Source organism: Verrucomicrobiia bacterium (assembly GCA_036405135.1).
GTDB lineage: Bacteria > Verrucomicrobiota > Verrucomicrobiia > Limisphaerales > JAEYXS01 > JAEYXS01.
Genome location: DASWYF010000024.1, coordinates 137,080 through 157,771, shown reverse-complemented (window position 1 = coordinate 157,771; position 20,692 = coordinate 137,080). Strand labels below are relative to the sequence as shown.

Annotated in this window: 14 protein-coding genes; 1 reads left to right on the top strand and 13 read right to left on the bottom strand. The window is 53.9% G+C overall.

The genetic code is table 11. The features are described 5' to 3' along the window. Positions 1 to 2: 2 nt before the first annotated feature. The 4 genes from VGH19_12785 to VGH19_12770 form a co-directional block, all read right to left on the bottom strand. Positions 3 to 596, bottom strand: a complete 594-nt coding sequence (locus VGH19_12785; GenBank protein ID HEY1172242.1) for a uracil-DNA glycosylase family protein — start codon at positions 594 to 596, stop codon at positions 3 to 5. Positions 597 to 668: 72 nt separating this feature from the next. Further along, positions 669 to 1,700, bottom strand: coding sequence for a hypothetical protein (locus VGH19_12780; protein ID HEY1172241.1), 1,032 nt, complete (start codon positions 1,698 to 1,700; stop codon positions 669 to 671). 17 nt (positions 1,701 to 1,717) lie between these two features. Next, on the bottom strand, positions 1,718 to 7,762 hold the full coding sequence (locus tag VGH19_12775) for a LamG-like jellyroll fold domain-containing protein (protein ID HEY1172240.1): 6,045 nt from the start codon (positions 7,760 to 7,762) through the stop codon (positions 1,718 to 1,720). Between the two features lie 238 nt (positions 7,763 to 8,000). Next, positions 8,001 to 8,978, bottom strand: coding sequence for an AraC family transcriptional regulator (locus tag VGH19_12770; GenBank protein HEY1172239.1), 978 nt, complete (start codon positions 8,976 to 8,978; stop codon positions 8,001 to 8,003). A 135-nt stretch (positions 8,979 to 9,113) separates the two neighbouring features. Here VGH19_12770 and VGH19_12765 point away from each other — a divergent pair, with 135 nt between their 5' ends. Continuing rightward, complete coding sequence (locus tag VGH19_12765) at positions 9,114 to 11,672, top strand: DUF3516 domain-containing protein (GenBank protein HEY1172238.1); 2,559 nt, start codon at positions 9,114 to 9,116, stop codon at positions 11,670 to 11,672. Positions 11,673 to 11,689: 17 nt separating this feature from the next. On the opposite strand, the gene glmM is transcribed toward VGH19_12765, so the two are convergent. The 9 genes from glmM to VGH19_12720 form a co-directional block, all read right to left on the bottom strand. Then, the gene (gene glmM / locus VGH19_12760; GenBank protein ID HEY1172237.1) at positions 11,690 to 13,075 is read right to left on the bottom strand and encodes a phosphoglucosamine mutase; all 1,386 of its coding nucleotides are present in this window, start codon (positions 13,073 to 13,075) and stop codon (positions 11,690 to 11,692) included. Continuing rightward, positions 13,075 to 13,569 (bottom strand): hypothetical protein, encoded by a 495-nt coding sequence (locus VGH19_12755; GenBank protein HEY1172236.1) that lies wholly within the window; start codon positions 13,567 to 13,569, stop codon positions 13,075 to 13,077. Before VGH19_12755 ends, glmM begins: the two co-directional genes overlap by 1 nt. 1 nt (position 13,570) lies before the next feature. After that, positions 13,571 to 14,419 (bottom strand): diadenylate cyclase CdaA, encoded by an 849-nt coding sequence (cdaA, locus tag VGH19_12750; GenBank protein ID HEY1172235.1) that lies wholly within the window; start codon positions 14,417 to 14,419, stop codon positions 13,571 to 13,573. Between the two features lie 8 nt (positions 14,420 to 14,427). After that, positions 14,428 to 15,213 (bottom strand): dihydropteroate synthase, encoded by a 786-nt coding sequence (folP, locus tag VGH19_12745; GenBank protein ID HEY1172234.1) that lies wholly within the window; start codon positions 15,211 to 15,213, stop codon positions 14,428 to 14,430. A 50-nt stretch (positions 15,214 to 15,263) separates the two neighbouring features. Further along, positions 15,264 to 16,184 carry a hypothetical protein gene (locus VGH19_12740; protein HEY1172233.1) on the bottom strand — a complete coding sequence of 307 codons (921 nt, stop codon included), beginning with the start codon at positions 16,182 to 16,184 and terminating at the stop codon, positions 15,264 to 15,266. Positions 16,185 to 16,255: 71 nt separating this feature from the next. Further along, entirely contained in the window at positions 16,256 to 16,585 is a 330-nt protein-coding gene (locus VGH19_12735) for a hypothetical protein (GenBank protein HEY1172232.1), read from the bottom strand. A gap of 13 nt (positions 16,586 to 16,598) precedes the next feature. Continuing rightward, the gene (locus VGH19_12730) at positions 16,599 to 17,000 is read right to left on the bottom strand and encodes a VOC family protein (protein ID HEY1172231.1); all 402 of its coding nucleotides are present in this window, start codon (positions 16,998 to 17,000) and stop codon (positions 16,599 to 16,601) included. Between the two features lie 54 nt (positions 17,001 to 17,054). Then, the gene (locus tag VGH19_12725) at positions 17,055 to 17,687 is read right to left on the bottom strand and encodes a phosphoribosylanthranilate isomerase (protein HEY1172230.1); all 633 of its coding nucleotides are present in this window, start codon (positions 17,685 to 17,687) and stop codon (positions 17,055 to 17,057) included. Positions 17,688 to 17,744: 57 nt separating this feature from the next. Further along, positions 17,745 to 20,678, bottom strand: coding sequence for a PQQ-binding-like beta-propeller repeat protein (locus tag VGH19_12720; protein HEY1172229.1), 2,934 nt, complete (start codon positions 20,676 to 20,678; stop codon positions 17,745 to 17,747). Positions 20,679 to 20,692 lie beyond the last annotated feature (14 nt).

Genomic DNA, 20,692 nt, shown 5'->3' with positions numbered 1-20,692 from the left:
CTTCATTTATTTAGAATGCGGTTCACCCGTTCGCGCAGAGCGGGCAGCACTTCCGTATCAAACCACGGGCGCTGCCGCAGCCAAAGCCGGTTGCGCGGGCTCGGATGCGGCAACGGGAAAAATTCCGGCAAATATTCTTTAAACGCACGCACCGTATCGGAAAGGCTGCCTTTGCTGCGCTTGCCGAGATAATAAGCCTGCGCATAACTGCCCACAAGCAACGTCAGCTTCACCTCAGGCAAAGCCGCTCTCAATAGCGGATGCCACAAAGGGGCACATTCCGGACGGGGCGGCGCATCACCTGACTTCGCCTTGCCCGGATAACAAAACCCCGTGGGGATGATAGCGATGCGTGACTCGTCATAGAACTCATCCCGGCTGAGTTGCAACCAATCACGCAAACGATCTCCTGAAGGATCGTTCCACGGAATGCCCGTCTCCTGCACCTTGCGACCTGGCGCCTGCCCCACGATCATCAATCTCGCCGAAGGTAGCGCACGCAAGACGGGTTTGGGTGCATAAGGCAACTGCCCTGCACACACCGTGCAAGCCCGCACCCGCTGGAGCAGTTGTTCCAATGTTTCCGGCTTCGCCACACCGCAAACTTATCCGCTCCGTCATCAAAACGCAAAAAGCCGTTATCCTCCGTTAACTCTCCGAAACTCCGCTCAAGGCGGTGTTGAAATATCTGCAGTCTGAACATCTTCTGAAATCTTCAAATCCGTGATGCGTTTCAGATTATCCAGCGCAGCCACCCGCATGGCACCTTCGGGAAATTTCATCACCCATTCCGCTGTCGCTTCTGGCGATTGCTGCGCCCAGCGTTGCACCACGGATACAGCCATCCATTGCTGTTCCTGGCCGGGTGAAAACCACGATGTCACCAGTCGTGCCCCGGAAGCTCCATCGATGCTGGCTATCACCGGCACCATGCCTGCCTTATAGATTTGCTGTTCGCTCTGAGTGGAAAGTGTCGCCACCCACTGCAAAGCCGCCACCGGCTCTTGCGTCGCCCATTCATTGAGCGCACGAACGGCAAGCTGTTCACGTTCAAAACTTGGCGCCAATGCTCCCAGCAAAGCCAAAGCTGCCGGAGCATCTTGCCGAATGGTTTCTTCCACCACGACTTGTAAGACCTTCTGCTTCTCCACTCCCTCCGCCAATCCTCCCGCCCATTCGCTCGCCGCCTTATGATCCTGACCTCCCCAGACAATGGCCGCTTGGATCAACAACTCCTCCCTCTCTGCTCCCTCCGGAAGCCCCAATACCCACAATGCAGCAGCTTCCGGACTGCTCGCAGCCCATCGACGCAATAACAACGTGCCAAATTCGGAATGGCGCAATTGATCATCCAATCGTTGTAGAATTGACGGTGCATCTTCCTCTGCCAGTTCTTCGACCTTTCGAACAAAGTATTCACTCCGTTTTAACTCATCCCGCTCAGGCAATTCCGCCATGATTCCTTTGAGCAACCGTTCGATATGCTTTTCCTTTTGTGCAGCAAAGAATTCTCCTGACCTGCGCGGGCGTATGGTCATCGCCGCCGAGTCCATTTCTTTCACCATTTCCTGAGCTACCGTCCGCTCCGTCGTTACCAGAGTTTTGTCCAATACGCTCCGCACCGCCCACACAACCAGCAGAACCGCACTGGCACCAACTGCCAGCACGGTCTTTTTGTTGATTGTATGAAGGCTAAACATATTGACCTGAGCAGATATCAAGGAACTGCGGTCACGTCATCCAACGTAGTCGTGCTGATGATTCCATCCACATGGCTGCTTACTCCCAGACCGATGTAAACATTTTGCGACATGGACATCTGCACTGAACCAATCACCACCCACTTCACGCCATCGCTGGACACCATAGTAGTGAACTTCTGCCCGGAGCGTTGCACCCTTACCCAGACATCCCCTTCCGGAACGGTTACGCTCGCGACCGATGTCGTTCCACCCGTGCCCAAGCGTCGTTCGAAGAGTGCTTGTCGCTTACCTGTGATCAACATGGAAGCATGGGCTGAATTTGGATTCAGCGTTTCACGGATCATCACACCTGCACGGGCCAGGACATCCCCGTCCACACCGTTCAGACGCGCACGGATATCGCAATCGCCCGTGGCAGTTTGATAGACGTAACGGAACTCATCCTTCGTGTTCCAGATGCCGGAACCTGAACCGCTGATCGTGTAGCTGCCATTGTCATGACTCTCGCTGCCGACAACAGCGACTGCACCGATATCCTGTGCCAGCCATGGCGGCGGCAATGCTCCACCGGACGATGTAGAACGCGCTGACTCTTTCGCGCCACCAGAAGGCATCTGCATCAACATCATGGAACTGCCACCTCCTCCTCCGCCGCCCATCATGCTCATCAAGAACTGCGAATTGTCTCCGCTCATCAGAATGGACATCTCGTTCGTCGTCAGACTGCGATTGAAGATCGCCACCTCGTCCAGCATGCCCCGCAAGCGATTGCCGCCCGCGTTGCCCATTTGCCCAATGAACACTGCATTCGTGACATTGAAGTTCGTCGTGATGCTGCCATCCGCCGTGTAATTCGTGCCATTCACGTAGATGGCCGCCGTCCCTGCGGTCCGGTTCACCGTCACCGCCACGAAATTCCACGCACTGGGCATGACCTTGGCGGTGGAAGATTTCGCACCGTTACCCGCCGTGCCATCACCCGTTTCAAAGTTCACCGCCCCATCACTTGTATTCCAAGTATTCACGAACAAACGGAAACCATCCGTGGAAGAACCCCCACCGGAATTCGCCATGATGGTTTGAATATTCGTCGCTGCAGGGTCGATATACACCCAGGAAGCGATCGTGAAGTTGCTACCCAGATTCATCTGGCCAACACCTACGAAGTTCGTCCCGTTAAGCTGGGCCGCCTGCCCAACCTGACCACTCGTATAGCCAATGATGTTGTTTGTACCATTGTTCGTCCCCACTACATCGTTCACATTGTTCTGGAACGGCCACAGATGCGTCATGCCACCGACTTCCAGATCATCGATCTGTTGCAAATATGCCACCAACTGATTTCGTTGCGTAGTCGTCAATCCGCTCGTCACCCCATGTTGGTTGCTCGGATTCTGCGTAGTGATGACATCGATCAAGTTCGTTGCCGAACCGTCATGCAAATACGGCCCCTTGTCCCACAATCCTTTCAGCGTCGGCGTATCCAAGCCCGTCAAAGCTGCCCCAAGGCGCTGACCGGAAGAGGCTTTGATCGTCCCTACATTACGCAGCACATTACCCGTACTGTCAGTAAAGTCCGCGCCGGAATGGCAGGAAGCGCAGTTCAGTTGCGTGAAAATCGCCTTGCCCGCCACGGCATCTGAGGTCAGCGTGCCATCCGCATTACGGAAAGGACTGCGGTTGAATTTCGTGAGTGAAGCCACATACGCCGCCAATGCATCGAGGTCGGCACTGCGTCCTGCATTCGCTGCTCCCAACGAACTGTTCGGTACGCCATTCGTGATAAAGCCCGTACCATTGAAGGCATTGCGGATATCCAGTTCGAAGTCCTGAATCTCATCGAAGTTACCGGACCAATGCACGCGTCCATGGCCCATCCCACGACGCCCTTCCAATCCGGTCGTCATGCGCAAGCCCTCGCCACGATCCGTGAAGTCCCACACACGCCGGTCACTACCGCCATCCAGATGGCAGGATGCACAGCTCATGTAACCTTCGGCAGACATGCGCTCATCCGCGGCATTGTAGAAGATCTGTTTGCCCTTGAGCACCGTGGCCGAAAGCTTTTCCGTAGCGACCACGTTCGTTACGCCCAACGGCGTGGCCTCGGAACTGGTCCCTGCGACGATACTTGAGATGTTATAAGCGGAAACACTCCGCGTCATGAAATTCATCACGTAGAGTCGTGAACCATCCGGTTTCATCACCAAATCCTGCGGCGACAACTCATTCCCCAGTTTAAAACCGCTTACCGCCACACCTGTGTAAGCGTTCAAGATCAGCACTTCGTTATTGCCTTGCATGGCCACAAACGCCAGATCGCCCACTGGGGAGAACACCACGCCGTGCGGGAACGAGCGATTGTCGATATCCACTCGCGATGCCAGTGCCTCGTTATTGTTGATCAAGTCGAGTTGCGAGACGATCGCCCGCACACTTCGGTCATGCGTCAGAGCATTGCCGTCGCGCCAGGTGCCACGATCCACGTTATCCTTCTTGGACGGCACAAACAGCCGCCGTCCATCCGGAGAGATCGCCATCTGCGTGAGATAATTCGGTGTGCCACGACTGGAGGATTCCGTATCCGGCGTGGTGCTGTGCGCCAGCGTAAAGGTCCGAGTGACCGTGAAGCTGGCCACACCCACTTCACGCACCTCACCCACTTCCGCCCCCGGATTGAATGGATTCACCGGCGAGATGAAGCGGCCCACAAAGATGCGCGTGGAATCACCGGAGATCGAGATGGCCCGCGGTTGCTGTCCCACATTCAATGTGCCCACCAATGCTTTCGTGGAAGGATTCCACTTCGCCAACAAGCCGGTGTTCATGTAAGTGACATAAGCCGCCGCCCCGTTCGGCTGGAAAGCCACACCCATCGGTCGAGAACCCCGTGGTGTATCGATCGTCTGCACCAATGCTCCCGTGTTCGCATTGAGCACATAGATCTCATCAGAAGATTCACACGTCACCCACACTTCGGAATTATCTGGGCGTAACGCGAGCGAACGGGGCTTCTTGCCCACGGCGATCTCGAAATCCTTCGCCAGACTATTGCCATCAATGCGCGTCACCGTGTCCGAATCCGGATTCACGTTCCACACCTTGGTGCGTGAATTGTCATAGATGATCTGGCTCGAAGCCACGGCATTGGTCGCCGTCAACGTGTAGTGAACCACCTGCACCATGCTTGTCGTCACCGTGCCACTGGCATCCCGCGCACGACCAAACACCGTGTAGCGACCTGCATTCGTGTAAGTGAAGGAAGCCGACTTGTTCAACGTGAACGGCTGCTGTCCTGCTCCAGTGCCGAAATCGAACGAATAACTCAATCCATCATTGTTCGCATCTGTGGCATTGATCGTGAAAGTGACGTTCGCATTAACCAATGATTTGCTTGCTGAAGAAACCAGCGAAGTGATGACTGGCGGGGTATTGCCACTGGCTGTGAGCAAGGTCGTCACCTCTGTTTGTGACAACACTTTGTTATAGATTCGCACATCATCCAAACGCCCGCGCAAACGGAATCCCGCGCTGGCCATCTGCCCCAAATGGATGGCAGAACTGTTGGTGAAGTTTGTTACCACACTACCATCCGTGGTCACGTTCACACCATTGACATAGATCACGGCCGTGCCACTGCTGCGATTCATCGTCAAGGTCACATGCGCCCAGCCATTTGTTCCCACCACCCCCGTGCTGGTGCGTGCATTGTTATTGGCTGTGCCGTTGCCTGTTTCAAGAACCACTGCCCCGTCACTCGTGTTGAAGGTGTTCACGTAGAGACGAAAGCCGTCCGTGCTTGCACCACCGGCAGAGTTTGCTACCAAAGTCTGGATATTCGTGGCCCCCACATCCAATCGCACCCAAGTGGCGATCGAGAAGTTATTGCCCAAATTCAACGCACCCACATCCACATAATCGGCCCCATCAAACACACCGGCTTGCGTGCCGATACGCGCTGCATTAGTCAAACCTGCACCGAAGTTTAAGCCGTTGTTCGAGCCCACATAATCCACAAAATCTCCATCCATCGGCCAGTGATGCGTCATGATGTTCAACGTACCGATCTCTGCTGAGGTCAATACACGATTATAGGTGCGTACCTCATCCAACCGGCCTGAGAGACGAAAACTGTTATTCGTGAACTGGCCCATGTGCGTCACCGCGTTCATGGAGAAATCTGTCCTGATCGTGCCATCCGTCGTAAAGTTTGTGCCGTTCACATAGATCGCCGCTGTGCCACTCGTGCGATTCACTGTCGCGGCGATATGGTTCCAGGCCCCAAGCGTCACCACTCCGCCGCCAGTGCGGGCAGAATCCATCACTGTTCCATTCGCCGTCTCCAACATCACCGAACGATCGGCCGTGTTGTAAGTATTCACGAAGAGGCGGAAGCCATTGCTCAAGCCGCCGGAGGAATTCGCCATGATCGTCTGAATATTTGTCGTGCCCGTATTCACCCACACCCAAGCCGAGATCGTGAAATTATTGCTGAAATTTATGGCTCCAAGATTTGCATGGCTCGTTCCGTTGAACGCACCCGCCTGACCATTGAATCCATTGGTGAACGTCACCCCGTTGTTCGCCCCGCTATTCACGCCCACCACATCCAGCAAGTTGCCATCCATCGGCCAGCGATGATTCAATCCATCTGAAGTAATCACTGGTTGCACGGTGGTAAAGGTGATGCGGTGCTGGGCCGCAATGCCGTTGCCTACTACATCCTTCACACCACCCGCCGTAAGGATCACCTCATATGTCACGCCACCCACCAACGGATTTAGCGGCGAGAAATTGATCAAGCCCATCATCGTGGAATAAGTGCCTGGAATCGGTGTCGTCGTGCCCACCGGACGCACGATGAATGTATTGGTCGTCAGCGAGTTCACGTCGATCTGGTCGCTCATCGAGAAGCCGATGCGGGATTTCAGGCCGATGTTCACCGCATTATTCGTCGGCAAACCGTAAACTACGGCTGGTCCTGTCGTATCCGGTGCCTGTTGCAAAGCCATGAACCGCGCACCATTCGTGGCATTACCGCTCCCGCCACCAGCAACCAAGAGCATGTTGCCCAGTGGATAAACGAAATCCATCACCTTGCCGTCCGGGATGATTGTCTGTGTGACCGTCAAAGTCGTGGCATCGAATACCTTGATCGTGTTGTTGCCCGGAGCGCAGTAGCCTTTGCCATCCTTGAACACCAAGTAACGCGGCTGACCACCTGTCGCTACGCTACCCACGAGCTGGATGTTATTCGGATTGCTGAAATCATAAACGCGGATGCCAGCGCGCTCGCAGTTATACACGCGGCTGCCATAGATCAGCGCGGTGTAGTTCATGTTCGTTCCATCCACCCGGCTATCCAGCAGCAATGGATTCGCCGGATCACTGATGTCATATACCGCGATGCCCGGCGCTTCTGTGCCGGAACCGGTAAGAATATTTCCCAGCGCATTCACCGCACCGATCTGGAAACCTGGCGTCGTTCCTGTATCCACCGCCCCAAGGCTGATGATGTTGGATGGATTATCCACATTCCATATCTCGATCTTCGAACCTGTCGTGTAACCATGCGAACCGGTGTACGCATATGGCGCCTGCACGAAATCCCAGAGACTGTTCACCGTGCCATTCCGTGTGCCCACCTGTGTGCGCGTCGTGTAATCCCAGATGCGCAACGTCGTGCCATTATTTGCCTCCGTGAAATAGGTTTTCCAAAACGCGATATTGTGCGGTTTGTCGTGGTTGCCCACGATTGATTGCACCAACACCGGACTGAGCGGATTGTTTATGTTCCACCAGCTGTCCCGCACGTTTGTACCTGCGGACCCAGCAGCCATGTAAAGCTGACCGTGTTGGTAATCAGCGATGGTCACGCGATCGCCCGCATTCGTCTGGTTGAAGGTGGTGACGATGGTATTGATCTGCCCCGCAGTGAAAGTCGGCTGGACGATCTGCGCAGAAGCTGTCGCCGCACAGGCAAGCAGCATCAAGGCACAAGCCGAGCGCCAGGCAGGTGAGATCAAGGCACGAAGGGACGCGGTAGAGGTGGTCTTCATGGTTGGAAAACGGAGCAACATTATGTTGTTCGTCGATTCAGGCAGCAGCGACCTGTTCCTGCGAAAACGCCTCAGGAGATGAGGAGCCATACGTCTGCCATCAGGCTATCGGGATTGCGGGACGGTAAACCCGATTTTGCGTTTGGTCTTGGATTATTTGTCCAAATGTTTGCAAAAAACGTCCACTCAATACGCAGGATGGACATGTCCTGATTTCGGGCGAAAAACAACGATCCGATCAAGCTGCCTGTAAACGTCGCTGATGTCTTTGACGGTATTCCTTGGGACTGATCTCGAAGCTGTCTTTGAAACGATTATCGAAATGACTTTGATCGCAGAAGCCAGTCTGCCCGGCGATCTCTGCCACGGAAAGATCAGTATCTCGCAACAGTTGCGAAGCCCGCGATAACCGCAATTGGATCACATACTGTGCAAACGTCGATCCAGTCGTCCGCTTGAAGAAATCTTTGAACCGCGTCTCGCTCATCCCAACCATTGTGGCCGCTTCCGACACACGCAGCTTCTGCGCGAAATTCTGATTGAGAAAATCGAACAGCCGTTTCAAACGGTCCACTCTCTGCCGTTGCTGCGCGTATCCCGGACTCACCGTCCCCTGCACTTGAAAGTATTTTCTCAAACCGTGCAGCACCTGCAGCAGATGCAGCTTGCAAGCGGCCTGTTTATCCTGAGCGGCACCAATGCTCTGATAGGTCTTAACCAGTTCCGCTATGGCAGCATGAATGCCCGACGCTTGAGGATCACCCGCCCGCAAGATCGGCATCGCCGCATCCGCTCGTTCAAAGAACGGCGAGAGAAACGCCGCATCACATTGGTAAGAACCCATGCGGTAGATGAACTCCGGCATGAAAAAGATCACGAGTGATTGATGATCTCCGCTCAAGTCCTGCATACCATGCATCTTCTGGTTATCCACCAACAAGAGATCGCCCGGCGCAAAGTCCATCACTTGATCGCCCAGCCGAAACCGCCCTGAACCCGTCACGGGCAAAATCATCTCCAGATGCTCATGCCAGTTCAGCCAATTGGCTCCCAACATCTCGCGATAAGCCGGAAAAGAGTAGCACTGGATGATGAGCGGGAAGCTGGGATCGAAATCGCGCGCCAACCGGCGTTTGGAATCCACCGCCCGGGAAATGGTGAGCGGTTCAAAGTGCAGGGTACGCAAGTACTCCAACAACTGTTGGGCCGAATTCATGGTTGCCCGGGAAGGTATGCAACACCAGCCACTTAGGAAAGCATTCTCTCATCTGAAACAGAGGCATTTCAGCCCCATATTTTCAGGCTTTCTGCACTTCTCATCACTCCACTCACCCCGTACAGTCCCGCCAACGTGTCTGCGACTTTATACGACCTGATTCCGCGCGATGAGAACCTCAGCAACGAGGCGCTCCTTGGCAAATTTCTCGACTATGCTGAAGGCCGCCGCCTGCAACTTTACCCCGCACAAGAATCGGCCATCCTCGAATTGTTCGAGGAGAAAAACGTCATCCTGAACACACCCACTGGCTCCGGCAAATCCCTCGTTGCCGCTGCGCTCCATTTCAAAGCCATTGCCCAAGGCAAACGCTCCATCTACACCTGTCCCATTAAAGCATTGGTGAATGAGAAGTTCATGGCGCTCTGTCGTGAGTTCGGCCCGGAGAATGTCGGACTTAGCACCGGTGACGCCACGGTGAATCATAATGCCCCTATCCTCTGCTGCACGGCTGAGATTCTAGCCAACATCGCGCTTGCGGAAGGTTCCGCGGCTTCCGTCCGTGAAGTCATCATGGATGAGTTCCATTACTACTCAGACCGTGAACGCGGCGTAGCGTGGCAGATTCCCCTGCTCGCTCTGCCCCAAGCCCGCTTCCTCCTGATGTCCGCCACATTGGGAGAAACTGCTTTCTTCGAAGAAGAACTGACCAAGCTCAATGGCCGCCCCAGCGTGACCGTCTCTTCTGTTGAGCGCCCTGTACCGCTAGAGTTCGCCTATTCCGAATTGCCTCTCGCTAAAACTCTCGAAAGTCTCATCGCAGATGGCAAGGCTCCCGTTTACGTCGTTCACTTCACTCAATTGGAAGCTGCCCAGAGCGCACAAGACTTCACGAGCATCAATGTCTGTTCAAAGGATGAGAAGGCCGCCATCGCCAATGCGATTGAAGGCTTCAAGTTCACCAGCCCCTACGGTCCCGACATCAAGAAATGGCTACGGCACGGCATCGGCCTGCATCACGCGGGTTTGTTGCCAAAGTATCGCATTCTCATCGAGCAACTCGCCCAGCGCGGTCTGATGAAAGTCATCTGCGGCACGGATACCTTGGGCGTGGGCATCAATGTCCCCATCCGCACCGTTCTCTTCACGCGCCTTTGCAAATTCGATGGCCAAAAGACTGGCATCCTCAGCGCCCGTGATTTTCATCAGGTGAGCGGACGCGCGGGCCGTAAAGGCTATGACGACCTCGGCTGGGTGGTCGCCCAAGCACCGGAACACGTCATTGAAAATCTGAAGTTGGCCGAGAAAGCCGCGCGCGATGGCAAGAAGGTGGTGAAGCGTCAGCCGCCGGAAAAGAACTTCGTCAATTGGGACAAGAACACGTTCCTGCGTCTCATTGCCGCGCCGCCTGAACGCCTCTCCTCACGCTTCCAAGTCTCGCACGGCATGTTGCTGAATGTACTTAGCCGTAAGGGCGATGGTTGTGTGGCCATGCGCGATCTCATACGTCGTTCGCATGAAACGCCGAAAGCCAAAAAGACGCACACTGCCCGAGCCTGGCAATTGTTCCGTTCATTGCTCGACCGCAAGATCATCGAGTTCATCACCCCCGAGCAGGCGCAAGCTCCCGGCCAGAAGCTGCGTGTGAATGTCACTTTGCAGGAAGACTTTTCGATGGATCAGGCGCTCTCGCTCTATCTGCTGGATACCATTCCATTGATGGACCCGCAGGCACCGGATTATGCACTAGTTCTGCTCACTCTGGTCGAATCCATCTTGGAAAACCCCGACATCATCCTGCGCAAGCAACTCGACCGCGTGAAGGATGACAAAATGGCCGAGATGAAAATGGAAGGTCTCGACTACGATAAGCGCATGGAAGAACTGGAGAAGTGCGAGTATCCGAAACCGAATCGCGAATTCGTCTATTCCACGTTCAACGCGTTTGCCGACAAGCATCCTTGGATCGGCCAGGAAAACATCCGTCCGAAATCCATCGTCCGCGAGATGTTTGAGGAATTCCGTTCGTTTGCGGATTACATCAAGCTCTACGAATTGCAGCGCGCGGAAGGCGTCCTGCTGCGCCACATCAACAGCGTCTTCAAAGTGCTTTCGCAAACCGTTCCTGATGCCGCGAAGAACGATCAATTGCGCGAGATGGAGGTGTATCTTAGCACCATGATCCGTCAGGTGGATTCCAGTCTGCTGGATGAATGGGAAAAGATGCGCAATCCGCAGTATCAACGCGCCGAATCAAAGGAAATCCGTCCGCCCGGAGCCGAAGAAGCCGACAAGGACATCACACGCGATACGAAAGCTTTCACCGCCTCCATCCGCACCCGCATCTTCAGCTTTTTACGTGGGCTCGTGAATCAAGATTACGAAACTGCCCTAGGACAACTCGCCTTCTCAGATGATGCTGATGGAACGGCTTGGAACGCCGATCGTCTGCACACGGCCATTGAGGCTTACTTCGCAGTTCACGGTCATTTGCGCCTTGATCCTGAAGCGCGCAATGCCCGTCATACATACGTTGCTGTTTCAGAAGACAAAAAGACGTGGCGCGTGCAGCAAATGCTCATCGATGCGGATGAACACAACGATTGGGTGGCCGAGTTCCTAGTGGATCTGACAGAATCGCAAGCAAAAGAAGAGCCAGCGCTCTGCCTCATACGAATCGGCGCGCTGGCTTAAAGTTTGGCTTTTAAGGGCTAATCTCCGATCTGCCGCTTAATCGATGTGCTGATCTGCTGGGACCACTTCTCGAGCGTGGCACTATCACGGCCTTCAATGAGCAAGCGGGCTTTCGGCTCCGTGCCGGAATAGCGCAGCAACACACGACCGCCCGTGGGCTTCACCTCTGCTTCCGCTTTTTTCACGAGGTCCAACACATCATTGAGTTCTTCAAAAGGCAGTTTCTCACGCACGCGTATGTTCGTCACCAATTGTGGATAACGCGTCCAGCAGGCAGCCAATTCAGAAAGCGATTTATCCTTCGCCTTCATGATCTTCAAGATTTGCAATGCGCTTACCAAACCATCGCCCGTAGTGCTGTAATCACGGAAGATCATGTGACCGCTCTGTTCGCCACCCACGTTGTAGCCCGATTTCAGCATTTCATCGATGACGTTCTTGTCACCCACAGCCGTGCGGATGACTTTGCCACCGGCTTGCACGATGGCGGCATCCAGACCGGCATTGCTCATCACCGTGGAAACCAGCGTCTTCTCCGCCAAGGTGCCGCTCGCCAACATGTCGAGAGAAGCGATGGCCATGATATCATCACCGTCGATCAAACGGCCTTTTTCATCACATAAGATGAGACGGTCTGCATCGCCGTCATGTGCGATGCCGATGTGCGCACCGTGTTCCCGCACCTTCTGGCACAGCAACGAAGGATGCATAGAACCGCAATCCTTGTTGATGTTTTTACCATCCGGCTGATTGCCGTAGATGTAAGTCTCAGCGCCCAGTTCGCGCAGCACACAAGGCGTCGCCTTGTAAGCGGCACCATGCGCGCAATCCACCACGATGCGCATGCCATCCAAGGTCATGCCTTTGGGGATGGACGCCTTGGCGTATTCGATATAACGGCCCAACGCGTCTTCGATACGAACGGCTTTGCCGATCTCATCTGCGGTAGGACGGATGCTTTCGATCTCTCCGCTGAAAACCAAGTTCTCGATGCGTTCTTCGATTGGATCTTCCAGCTTGTAACCATCAGGACCGAAGAACTTGATGCCGTTATCGTCGTAAGGATTGTGGGAGGCGGTGATGACGATGCCTGCATCAGCACGCAAACTACGTGTCACATAAGCAACACCCGGCGTAGGCAGTGGCCCGATGAAGAGCACGTCCACGCCCATCGACAAAATGCCGGACGAGATGGCGTTCTCCAGCATGTAACCGGAGATGCGCGTATCCTTGCCGATGACGATACGATGGCGTCCGCGGCTGCGCGACTGGCTCTCCAGATGTTTGAACACATGAGCAGCGGCCCGGCCCAGTTTCAAGGCGGTCTCCGCTGTCACCGGTTCTACATTGGCCCGACCACGGACACCGTCCGTGCCGAAGATACGACGATTGGAGGAGGACATTATTTTTTCTTAGAATCTGTTTCTGGCGCATTCGCGTGTGAAATACGCTCTACAATAACGGACATCGGCTCTACGGAAACCGCCTCAACACCTGAAGGCAGATGCAACTGCACTATACGACTTACTGGCCTTGTGGTTGCCGTTCCGATTGGCTTTTCATTCATGTCTGTTGCATCCACGAAGGCAAGTATTAGTTTAGGGTTGAGCGTTTTCAAACGTCCTGCCTCACTTTTGATGACCACTTTGACCCGGCTTGGTTCCACCTTGAACAAATCCAAGGAATCTGCCGACCTCAGAACACCAACAGTTACGTCTCGAGGCATGATCGGAAGAACATTGGTTTCTCTTCCGATCTCTGTCAGATGGAGTCCGGACTGATCCACTTCCAATCGGTCATCCAGCTTGCCACCAAAGTTCGCCCAAATCAGAGTAGCCAGCACAAAGGCAAGCATCTTCCACCAGAAATCCCTCACTATAAGATCCTGAACGGCCATATCAGGAGCCTCCTCTCCGGCTTTGTGCAGCCACGTTCTCCTGAATGCGCCTCCACAAGAGCCTGAACCAATGCTTGCGCGCCCTGCTTTCACGGCGCTTGATCAAAATGGATGTCAGGAATGACCGCAATACCTCTACCGTCACCCTCCGTTCGAGATGTCCCTTGTATGCATATGAAATCGCTCCGGTTTCCTCTGATACCACGATTACAATGGCATCCGACTCCTCTGACATCCCGATGGCAGCGCGATGGCGCGTGCCCATTGATTTCTCCAATCCCTGCTTCTGCGTGAGCGGGAAAATACACGCAGCCTTCAAAATCTTATCACCACGCATCACCACGCCACCATCATGGATGGCGTTGTTCGGAAAGAAAATCGTCTCCAGCATTTCCGGTGTGGCCTCGCAATTCACATTGATGCCCGACTCCACCAGATCCTCAAGCTGAATGGATTGCTCTATGGCTATCAGTGCTCCAATGCGTACATCTGCCAACCGCTCAACCGTTTCGATAAGCACCTCTATATTCTCGCGTTCCTCTCCAGGATCATTGAAATAAGGCTGGTTGCCCAATTCGGCGAGCAGACGGCGCAATTCTGGTTGAAATATCACCAATGCCGCCAAAACGAAAAAGGTGGAGAAAGTACCGAGCAAAAGGCGCAAGACTCGCAGATCCAAAATGCTGGTGACCAATGCCAGCGTGAGCAACAAGGCCACGAACCCGGTGATTACCGCCCAGCCACGCGTGCCACGCAGACCGCGCATGAAGACGAGCACGTAGTAGATTCCCACCGTAAGGATGAGAATCTCCAGCACTGGCCGCCATACAAACTGGATGATCTGCCACATTCTTTTCCCTACCGCCGTCGTTGAAAGATCGCCTCTGTCATGCGGATGGCATGCGTGGTCTCAGCCACATCATGCGTCCGGATGATGTTCACCCCCTGCCCTATGGCATCCACTGTGCAAGCCAAAGTCGCGGGGAGACGTTCACTGACATCCAGCCCCAAAAGAGTTTTCATAAAAGACTTCCGGGAGACGCCTAACAGCAATGGTCTCCCATGCCCGATAAACTGCCGCAGACCGGACAGTAATTGCAAGTTGTGTTCCAGTTTTTTGCCAAATCCAATACCTACATCCAAGGCTGTTTGCTCTAGTGATACGCCCGCCGCTGCCATCCGTTTCAATCGATCGGCAAAAAAAACGTTCACTTCTGCCACCACGTCTGTGTAATGCGGGTTCGATTGCATCGTTTGCGGCGTTCCCTGCATGTGCATGGTTACGTAACCGGCGCCACTTTCCGCCACCAACCGCCACATGGCATCGTCCTCCCGATTCGCCGCGATGTCATTTACAATCTGCGCCCCGCTTTCCAGAGCTGCTTGGGCGACTTCGACTTTTTGGGTATCGATCGAAACGGTCGCATTTGTTTCCGCCAGCAATCGCTTGATGACCGGCAGAACTCGCCGCTTTTCTTCTTCACTGGATACTTCTGGTGCTCCTGGACGGGTAGATTCACCGCCAATGTCGATGATCTCTGCGCCATTGCGGATCATCTCTTGTGCATGCGCTACAGCTCCGTCCAAATCGATGAATCGGCCGCCATCGGAGAAGGAATCGGGTGTGATGTTCAATATGCCCATGACCAGAGCCGGTCGTGGGAAAACATATTCAATATTGCAGCAGCGCCACTTCATGCCTTACGCAGTCGATTGGCAGCTTCGACCAGTTTCACCGCGATGGCGTTCACCAGTTCATCCGGGACGCCATTCTGCGGACTCGCGGTCTGCGTCAATAAATGACACTGATCGTTCACATAATCAATGAGGACAAACCCACCCACCTCAGTCTGTGCGACTTCTGTGGAAAAGAAATTCATAGCCGTCACTTGAGCCAATCGCTTCGCTATCTCGCGCAACGGTGCCAGTTTCAGATCTGTCTCTTCTTGAGCGGTCACCAGACGGTACTTATCTGTGAAGCAATTCCACCAACTGATCCAGGTGGAACCGAAGACATGATAGACACGGAAATAGGCCGGTTCACCATTGAGGTCACGCGGCACGATGCGCTTCTGCAACAGATACGGTCCCCATGGCCAAGATGTCGCCGCTTTCTGCAGATCTTCGCTGCCTTGAGCATTCAGGAGAATGCCTTTCCGGCCATAGCCCAAAGCAGGTTTGATAACGAAGGGCGGTTCCAGCAAAGCCAGTTGTTCAGCCGTCAATTTCGGCCATTGCCCGGCGGTATCTTGATCCAAGATGACGGTCGGAGGCACATCCAGTCCGGCAGAAAGCAATCGCTGATGCGCCATCGCTTTATGACACGCCGCCATGGCCACGTCCGGCGGGTCGATCACTTTGGCCCCCATTTCTTGCGAGCGACGGATGATGCGATGAAACACCTCTTTCGGATCATGGTGTTCGCTCTGCATATTGAGCACCACTCGGGACCAGATCTCTTTGCGCTCCAGCTTGGCAAGGTACTCTTCCGCCCAAGCGGGTTCGATGAGGAAAAAGTTCAACCCGGCACGGGCACAAGCCTCCTGCACGCGGTGAATGAAATAATCATCCGCGTCCAGCTTGTGCGTCATCGCCAGATCATAAACTCTCGCCACAAAGAGGAGTATCGGAAAGGAACGCCGGGACTGTCAACCTCACGACCTTTCCCGTCGCAATATTAAGAGACTTATCGATCCACACCATCTTCCCGTCTCCAAATCATCCAGATCTCTTCCGCAACTAGTTGATAGCTTTCAAAACTCCCAGCAATCTCGGCGTCAAACCAATTGACCATCTCCTCATAAACCACTCGCTGCACGTCGTCTTTAGATGAACATGTAGCAAGCCGAGGCAGAATTGTCCCCACTTCTAGCTCATACTCATCAGTATTGTCATCGAAACTGATACCAATGGGATCATGACGGAACAACAGGGCTGAAAGTTCAGTAAAAAGCTTTCGATATCGTTTCTTTAAACGATGCCTAGCATCTATCCCTCGCTGGACCTTTTCACTCATCTCCGAATTAAACTCAGCTAAAGAACTTCTTCGGCGCTTGGATCAGCTCGATCTCATACCCCTCTGGCGCATCGATGAAAGCAAAGCCGCCATTGCCATCCGGCCGCAAGGTGGGGCCATCAGAATATTTCAGGCCGTGTTTCTCCAAGTGTTTGCCGAACTCCTCCAGGCTATCCACCTCAAAGGCCAGATGCGTCAGATCTGTCTGCACCACCACCGGTCCGCTGCTGGGAAAATAGCAAAGCTCGATCAATTCCTCGCTCTCAGGCGTCTTCATGAACACCAGTTCAGAGCCGCGTGGTGATTTGTGCCGTCGCACTTCTTCTAAGCCGAGGATCTCCTTGTAAAACTTTACCGACTTCTCGAGATCATTCAGGCGATAGCGGGTATGCAGCAATTTCTTGGCTAAACTCATGCCGCGAGTGTAAGCCGGACATCCAAGAAGAGCAACTCAGCCCGCGCCCCAATATCAATCCAAGCTATCTATGCCGTGCACCGCCTCAACAAATCTCCGCATCAGCTCCGTGTCTTTTTTACCTGGGGCAGACTCTACCCCGCTGGAGACATCCACCGCATAAGGCCACACCTCATGCACCGCTTCTGCGATGTTCTCAGGGGTCAAGCCACCCGCCAGCACGATAGGACGGCCTGAGTCCTTTGCCTGCACGGCCAAGTCCCAGTTGAACGCAGCCCCTGTTCCACCTTGCTGACCCGCTACATAGCTATCCAGCAACCACGCGTCCGTATTGTAATCCGTCAACGTCGCCAAGGAGGATGCATCCTTGATACGAAACGCCTTCATCACCTTCAAGGCAGCGAACTGGCGGCAAAACTCCGGTGTCTCCGCTCCGTGAAGTTGGATGGTATCCAACCCGATCTCCTCGACCGCTCGGAAGACTTCACCAGCGTTTGGATCAACGAATACCCCTACTTTGCTGACGAATGGCGGAAGAGAACGCACGACCTCAGCAGCTTGCGCATTGGTCACAAACCGCTTGCTCGGCCCCCAAAGCATCAGCCCGATAGCGTCTGCTCCGGCCTCTACTGCGGCCTGGGCATCTGCCACGGACGTTATCCCGCAAATCTTGATACGAACTCGCATCGAAATAGTGGCTGCATACTACCTCAAAGTATCAAGAATGACAGCAGGAAAAGAAAACTAAGGACTGGAGGGACTGATGAAGACTGAGCCACCTGCCTTGGGCGTGAGGAAAAATCCCATCCCATGATTCTGCTTTTGGAGCATTACACCTTCCATTGGCACGGGCTTGTCGAAATCCGGATGCACGAACTGCCCAGTGAAATGGCCGGTGTCAGCCGATACCTTCAGATTCATGATATCAGCCGTCACCCCATTGAGGATGATGTCGTTGTTATCCTTGAACTGTAGTTTGAACACGATCAAATCAGGCAATCCCTCTCCTTTCAAACCTACCAATCCATCCTTCCATCCAAACACCGTTTGCTTGCGCGCGGGTGGAATATACTTGGAACCGATGACTGTCAGGCTCCGTTGCCAACCGGGCGCAAATGCGTTAGTCCCTGCCACACTAGGCCGTATCCACTGTAAATTACCATGCAGATCAGCGAACGATTCGCTACCAAAACGCAGCCAACCTGTGAGCAAACTGCGGCTGCCATAAGGTGCGAGATAAAACGGCCACAATCCTTCCGGAGAAATATAGGTCGTTTGTTCAATAGCCGTGCCATCGCTCAAAAGACCCTTCATCTGGATGCGACCATCTTCCGCGACTTGCACCAATGCATAACCATTGCCTGAAGGATTGCCCGCATTCGTCGGCGAAGAAAGGCTCACCGTATAGTTTCCAGCGTAAGGCGTGCGCCGGTCTTTTCCATTGAAAGCAAGCCTGTCGCCCAAAACCTCAGCCATACCGCTTTCCGTAGTCAGGTTGCCAGTGATGAGGTTAGGTGTGTTGCGCCAGTTCAGGTTAAATCGAATGCTCAAAGCCTGCTGGCGTTCATCCAAAATGACTGCACTTGCCAGACCATCGGCATCGAACTGCCCACTGAGATTGTGCATCACCCCGCTAAGAATTAGGCGGACTTTGAACGCACCCTTCTCCGATGTCGTAAGCGTAAAGTGCCCCGCATGACCGGCAGTAACCGCATTTGTTTGAAAAATTAGCCCGTGAAAATCTCCTGCTATGATCTTAAAAGGGTTAGGTTTGAACTCGGCGCGCAATACCGTGTTTGTCTGCAAGGTGAAGGATAACTTAGTGCTCGTATTCGTCACACTGCCGCTCCAACCAATGAAGAGCCAGCCTTCCGTTGGTTCAGCGGTAGCCGTATAAGTATTGCCAACTTCCAGCTCCCCTTTTCGCAGATCTGGTTTCACCGAGCCTTCGCCGATGATATCCACAGCCGGTGTAGCCATCACGATCCGGCGGAAAGTCCGTTTCTCTTCCGCAGAAGTATTGCCCACTGCATCGACTGCACGAACAATCACATCATTTTCACCAGCGACAAGAGCAACAGGCGCCGTCCAATTTGTCGTGCCATTGGCCGCCTGCCACACGCCTTTGTTCAACTGATACTCCACACGACTGACGCCCATATTGTCTTCCGCTGTACCGGATAGAGTAAGCTGCGGAATCATGACGCGTGGATTGGAATCTGGAGCCTTGATCTCCAGCTTAGGTTTGATGGTATCCGATGACATCGCTTGCACAGCAACTGTCTGTGTGGTCGAGAGCAAAACAGGTCGGCTGGGGAAAACAGCCTCGGCTACGATATTAAAAACACCGACATTGGTTTCCACCCAAGTCCAAGTGAAAGGCGCTGCAGTAAGCTGCGAGTACTGCTTTCCGTTCACCAAAAGACGCACTGCCGTGGGAGTTTCAATGACACCTTGCGGTTCTACTTGTACGGCTACTGTTGCTGGCGATAGCAATATTTTCTCTGCCGGAGTCAGCGCCAGTTTCAGAGCCGCTGGTGCATTGCTAAGGACCGCCAAGCCCGTCCGCTGCGGATTACCACGAAATGATGACCACGTATCGGTCGCCAAGTCACTGGTGCCAGCGTAGGCATAGACTTTTCCATCCCATGAACCGATGACGATGGTTCCGTTTGGAAGAACCAAGGGTGACGCGGAGATTTTATCGCCGGTCTTTTGGGTCCAAAGCAACTGGCCTTTAGCAGCCGACACACCGTAAAGGTTGCCATTGTAACTTCCGAAAAGAATAACACCATTCTGTGTCACCGCTGGAGTCGAGCGGATGGAAACATCCACACCCGGTATTTCAAATGTCCAACCGATCACCCCATCTGGTTGCAGACTGAAGAGCTTGCCTTCATCCGTTCCAATGAGGATATGCCCATCTGAAGTAAGCGCAGGAGACGAGCGGACCGGACTATTAAGATTCTTTTCCCATAATATTTTCCCTAATGGAGAAATGGCAGCCACTTTGCCCGTCACAGTAGCTATGTAGATATTTCCATCAGGTCCAACGGCGGGCGAAGCGTTGATGCGTTCGCCCAGGCTTTGTTGCCAAAAGAGCGCGCCATTTAGGCGAAGCGCGTAGAGATTTCCATCCTGCCCGCCGAAATAGATCATCCTCTCGGCACCGATAGCGGGAGAAGAAACAATCGGTTCATTGATCGCATAGCGCCAGCGTTCATTACCCGCAGCATTGTAGCAAACCACAGCGCCTTGCGTTGTAGCGACAATCACATCTCCTTCAGCCGTGATCGCCGGAGAACTCGCTATCTCCGCGCGCAAAGAAGTGAACCACTTACCTCGTCCATCGGGGTTCACCGCGTAGAACAGCTTGTCCATGGAACCAAAGTAAACGGTGCCTTGGGTATCGACGGCAGGCGTTGAAACAACAGCGGCTTCACTGCGACTCGTCCAGGCGATGCTACCATCCGGTTTGATGGCATGGATAAAGCCATCATCTGTGCCGATGTAGATATTTCCATCTGCACCAAGAGCCGGAGAAGACTGAATGCGATGACCCAAATCAGCGGTCCAAAGCAGCTTGGGAGCCTGTGCGTGAAGGGCCGCTGTGAACGCCAGACAGACGACTGCGATCCAATAATGGATGATTCGAGATTGAATGGCAGTCAGCGACACGCGCGCAACCTACC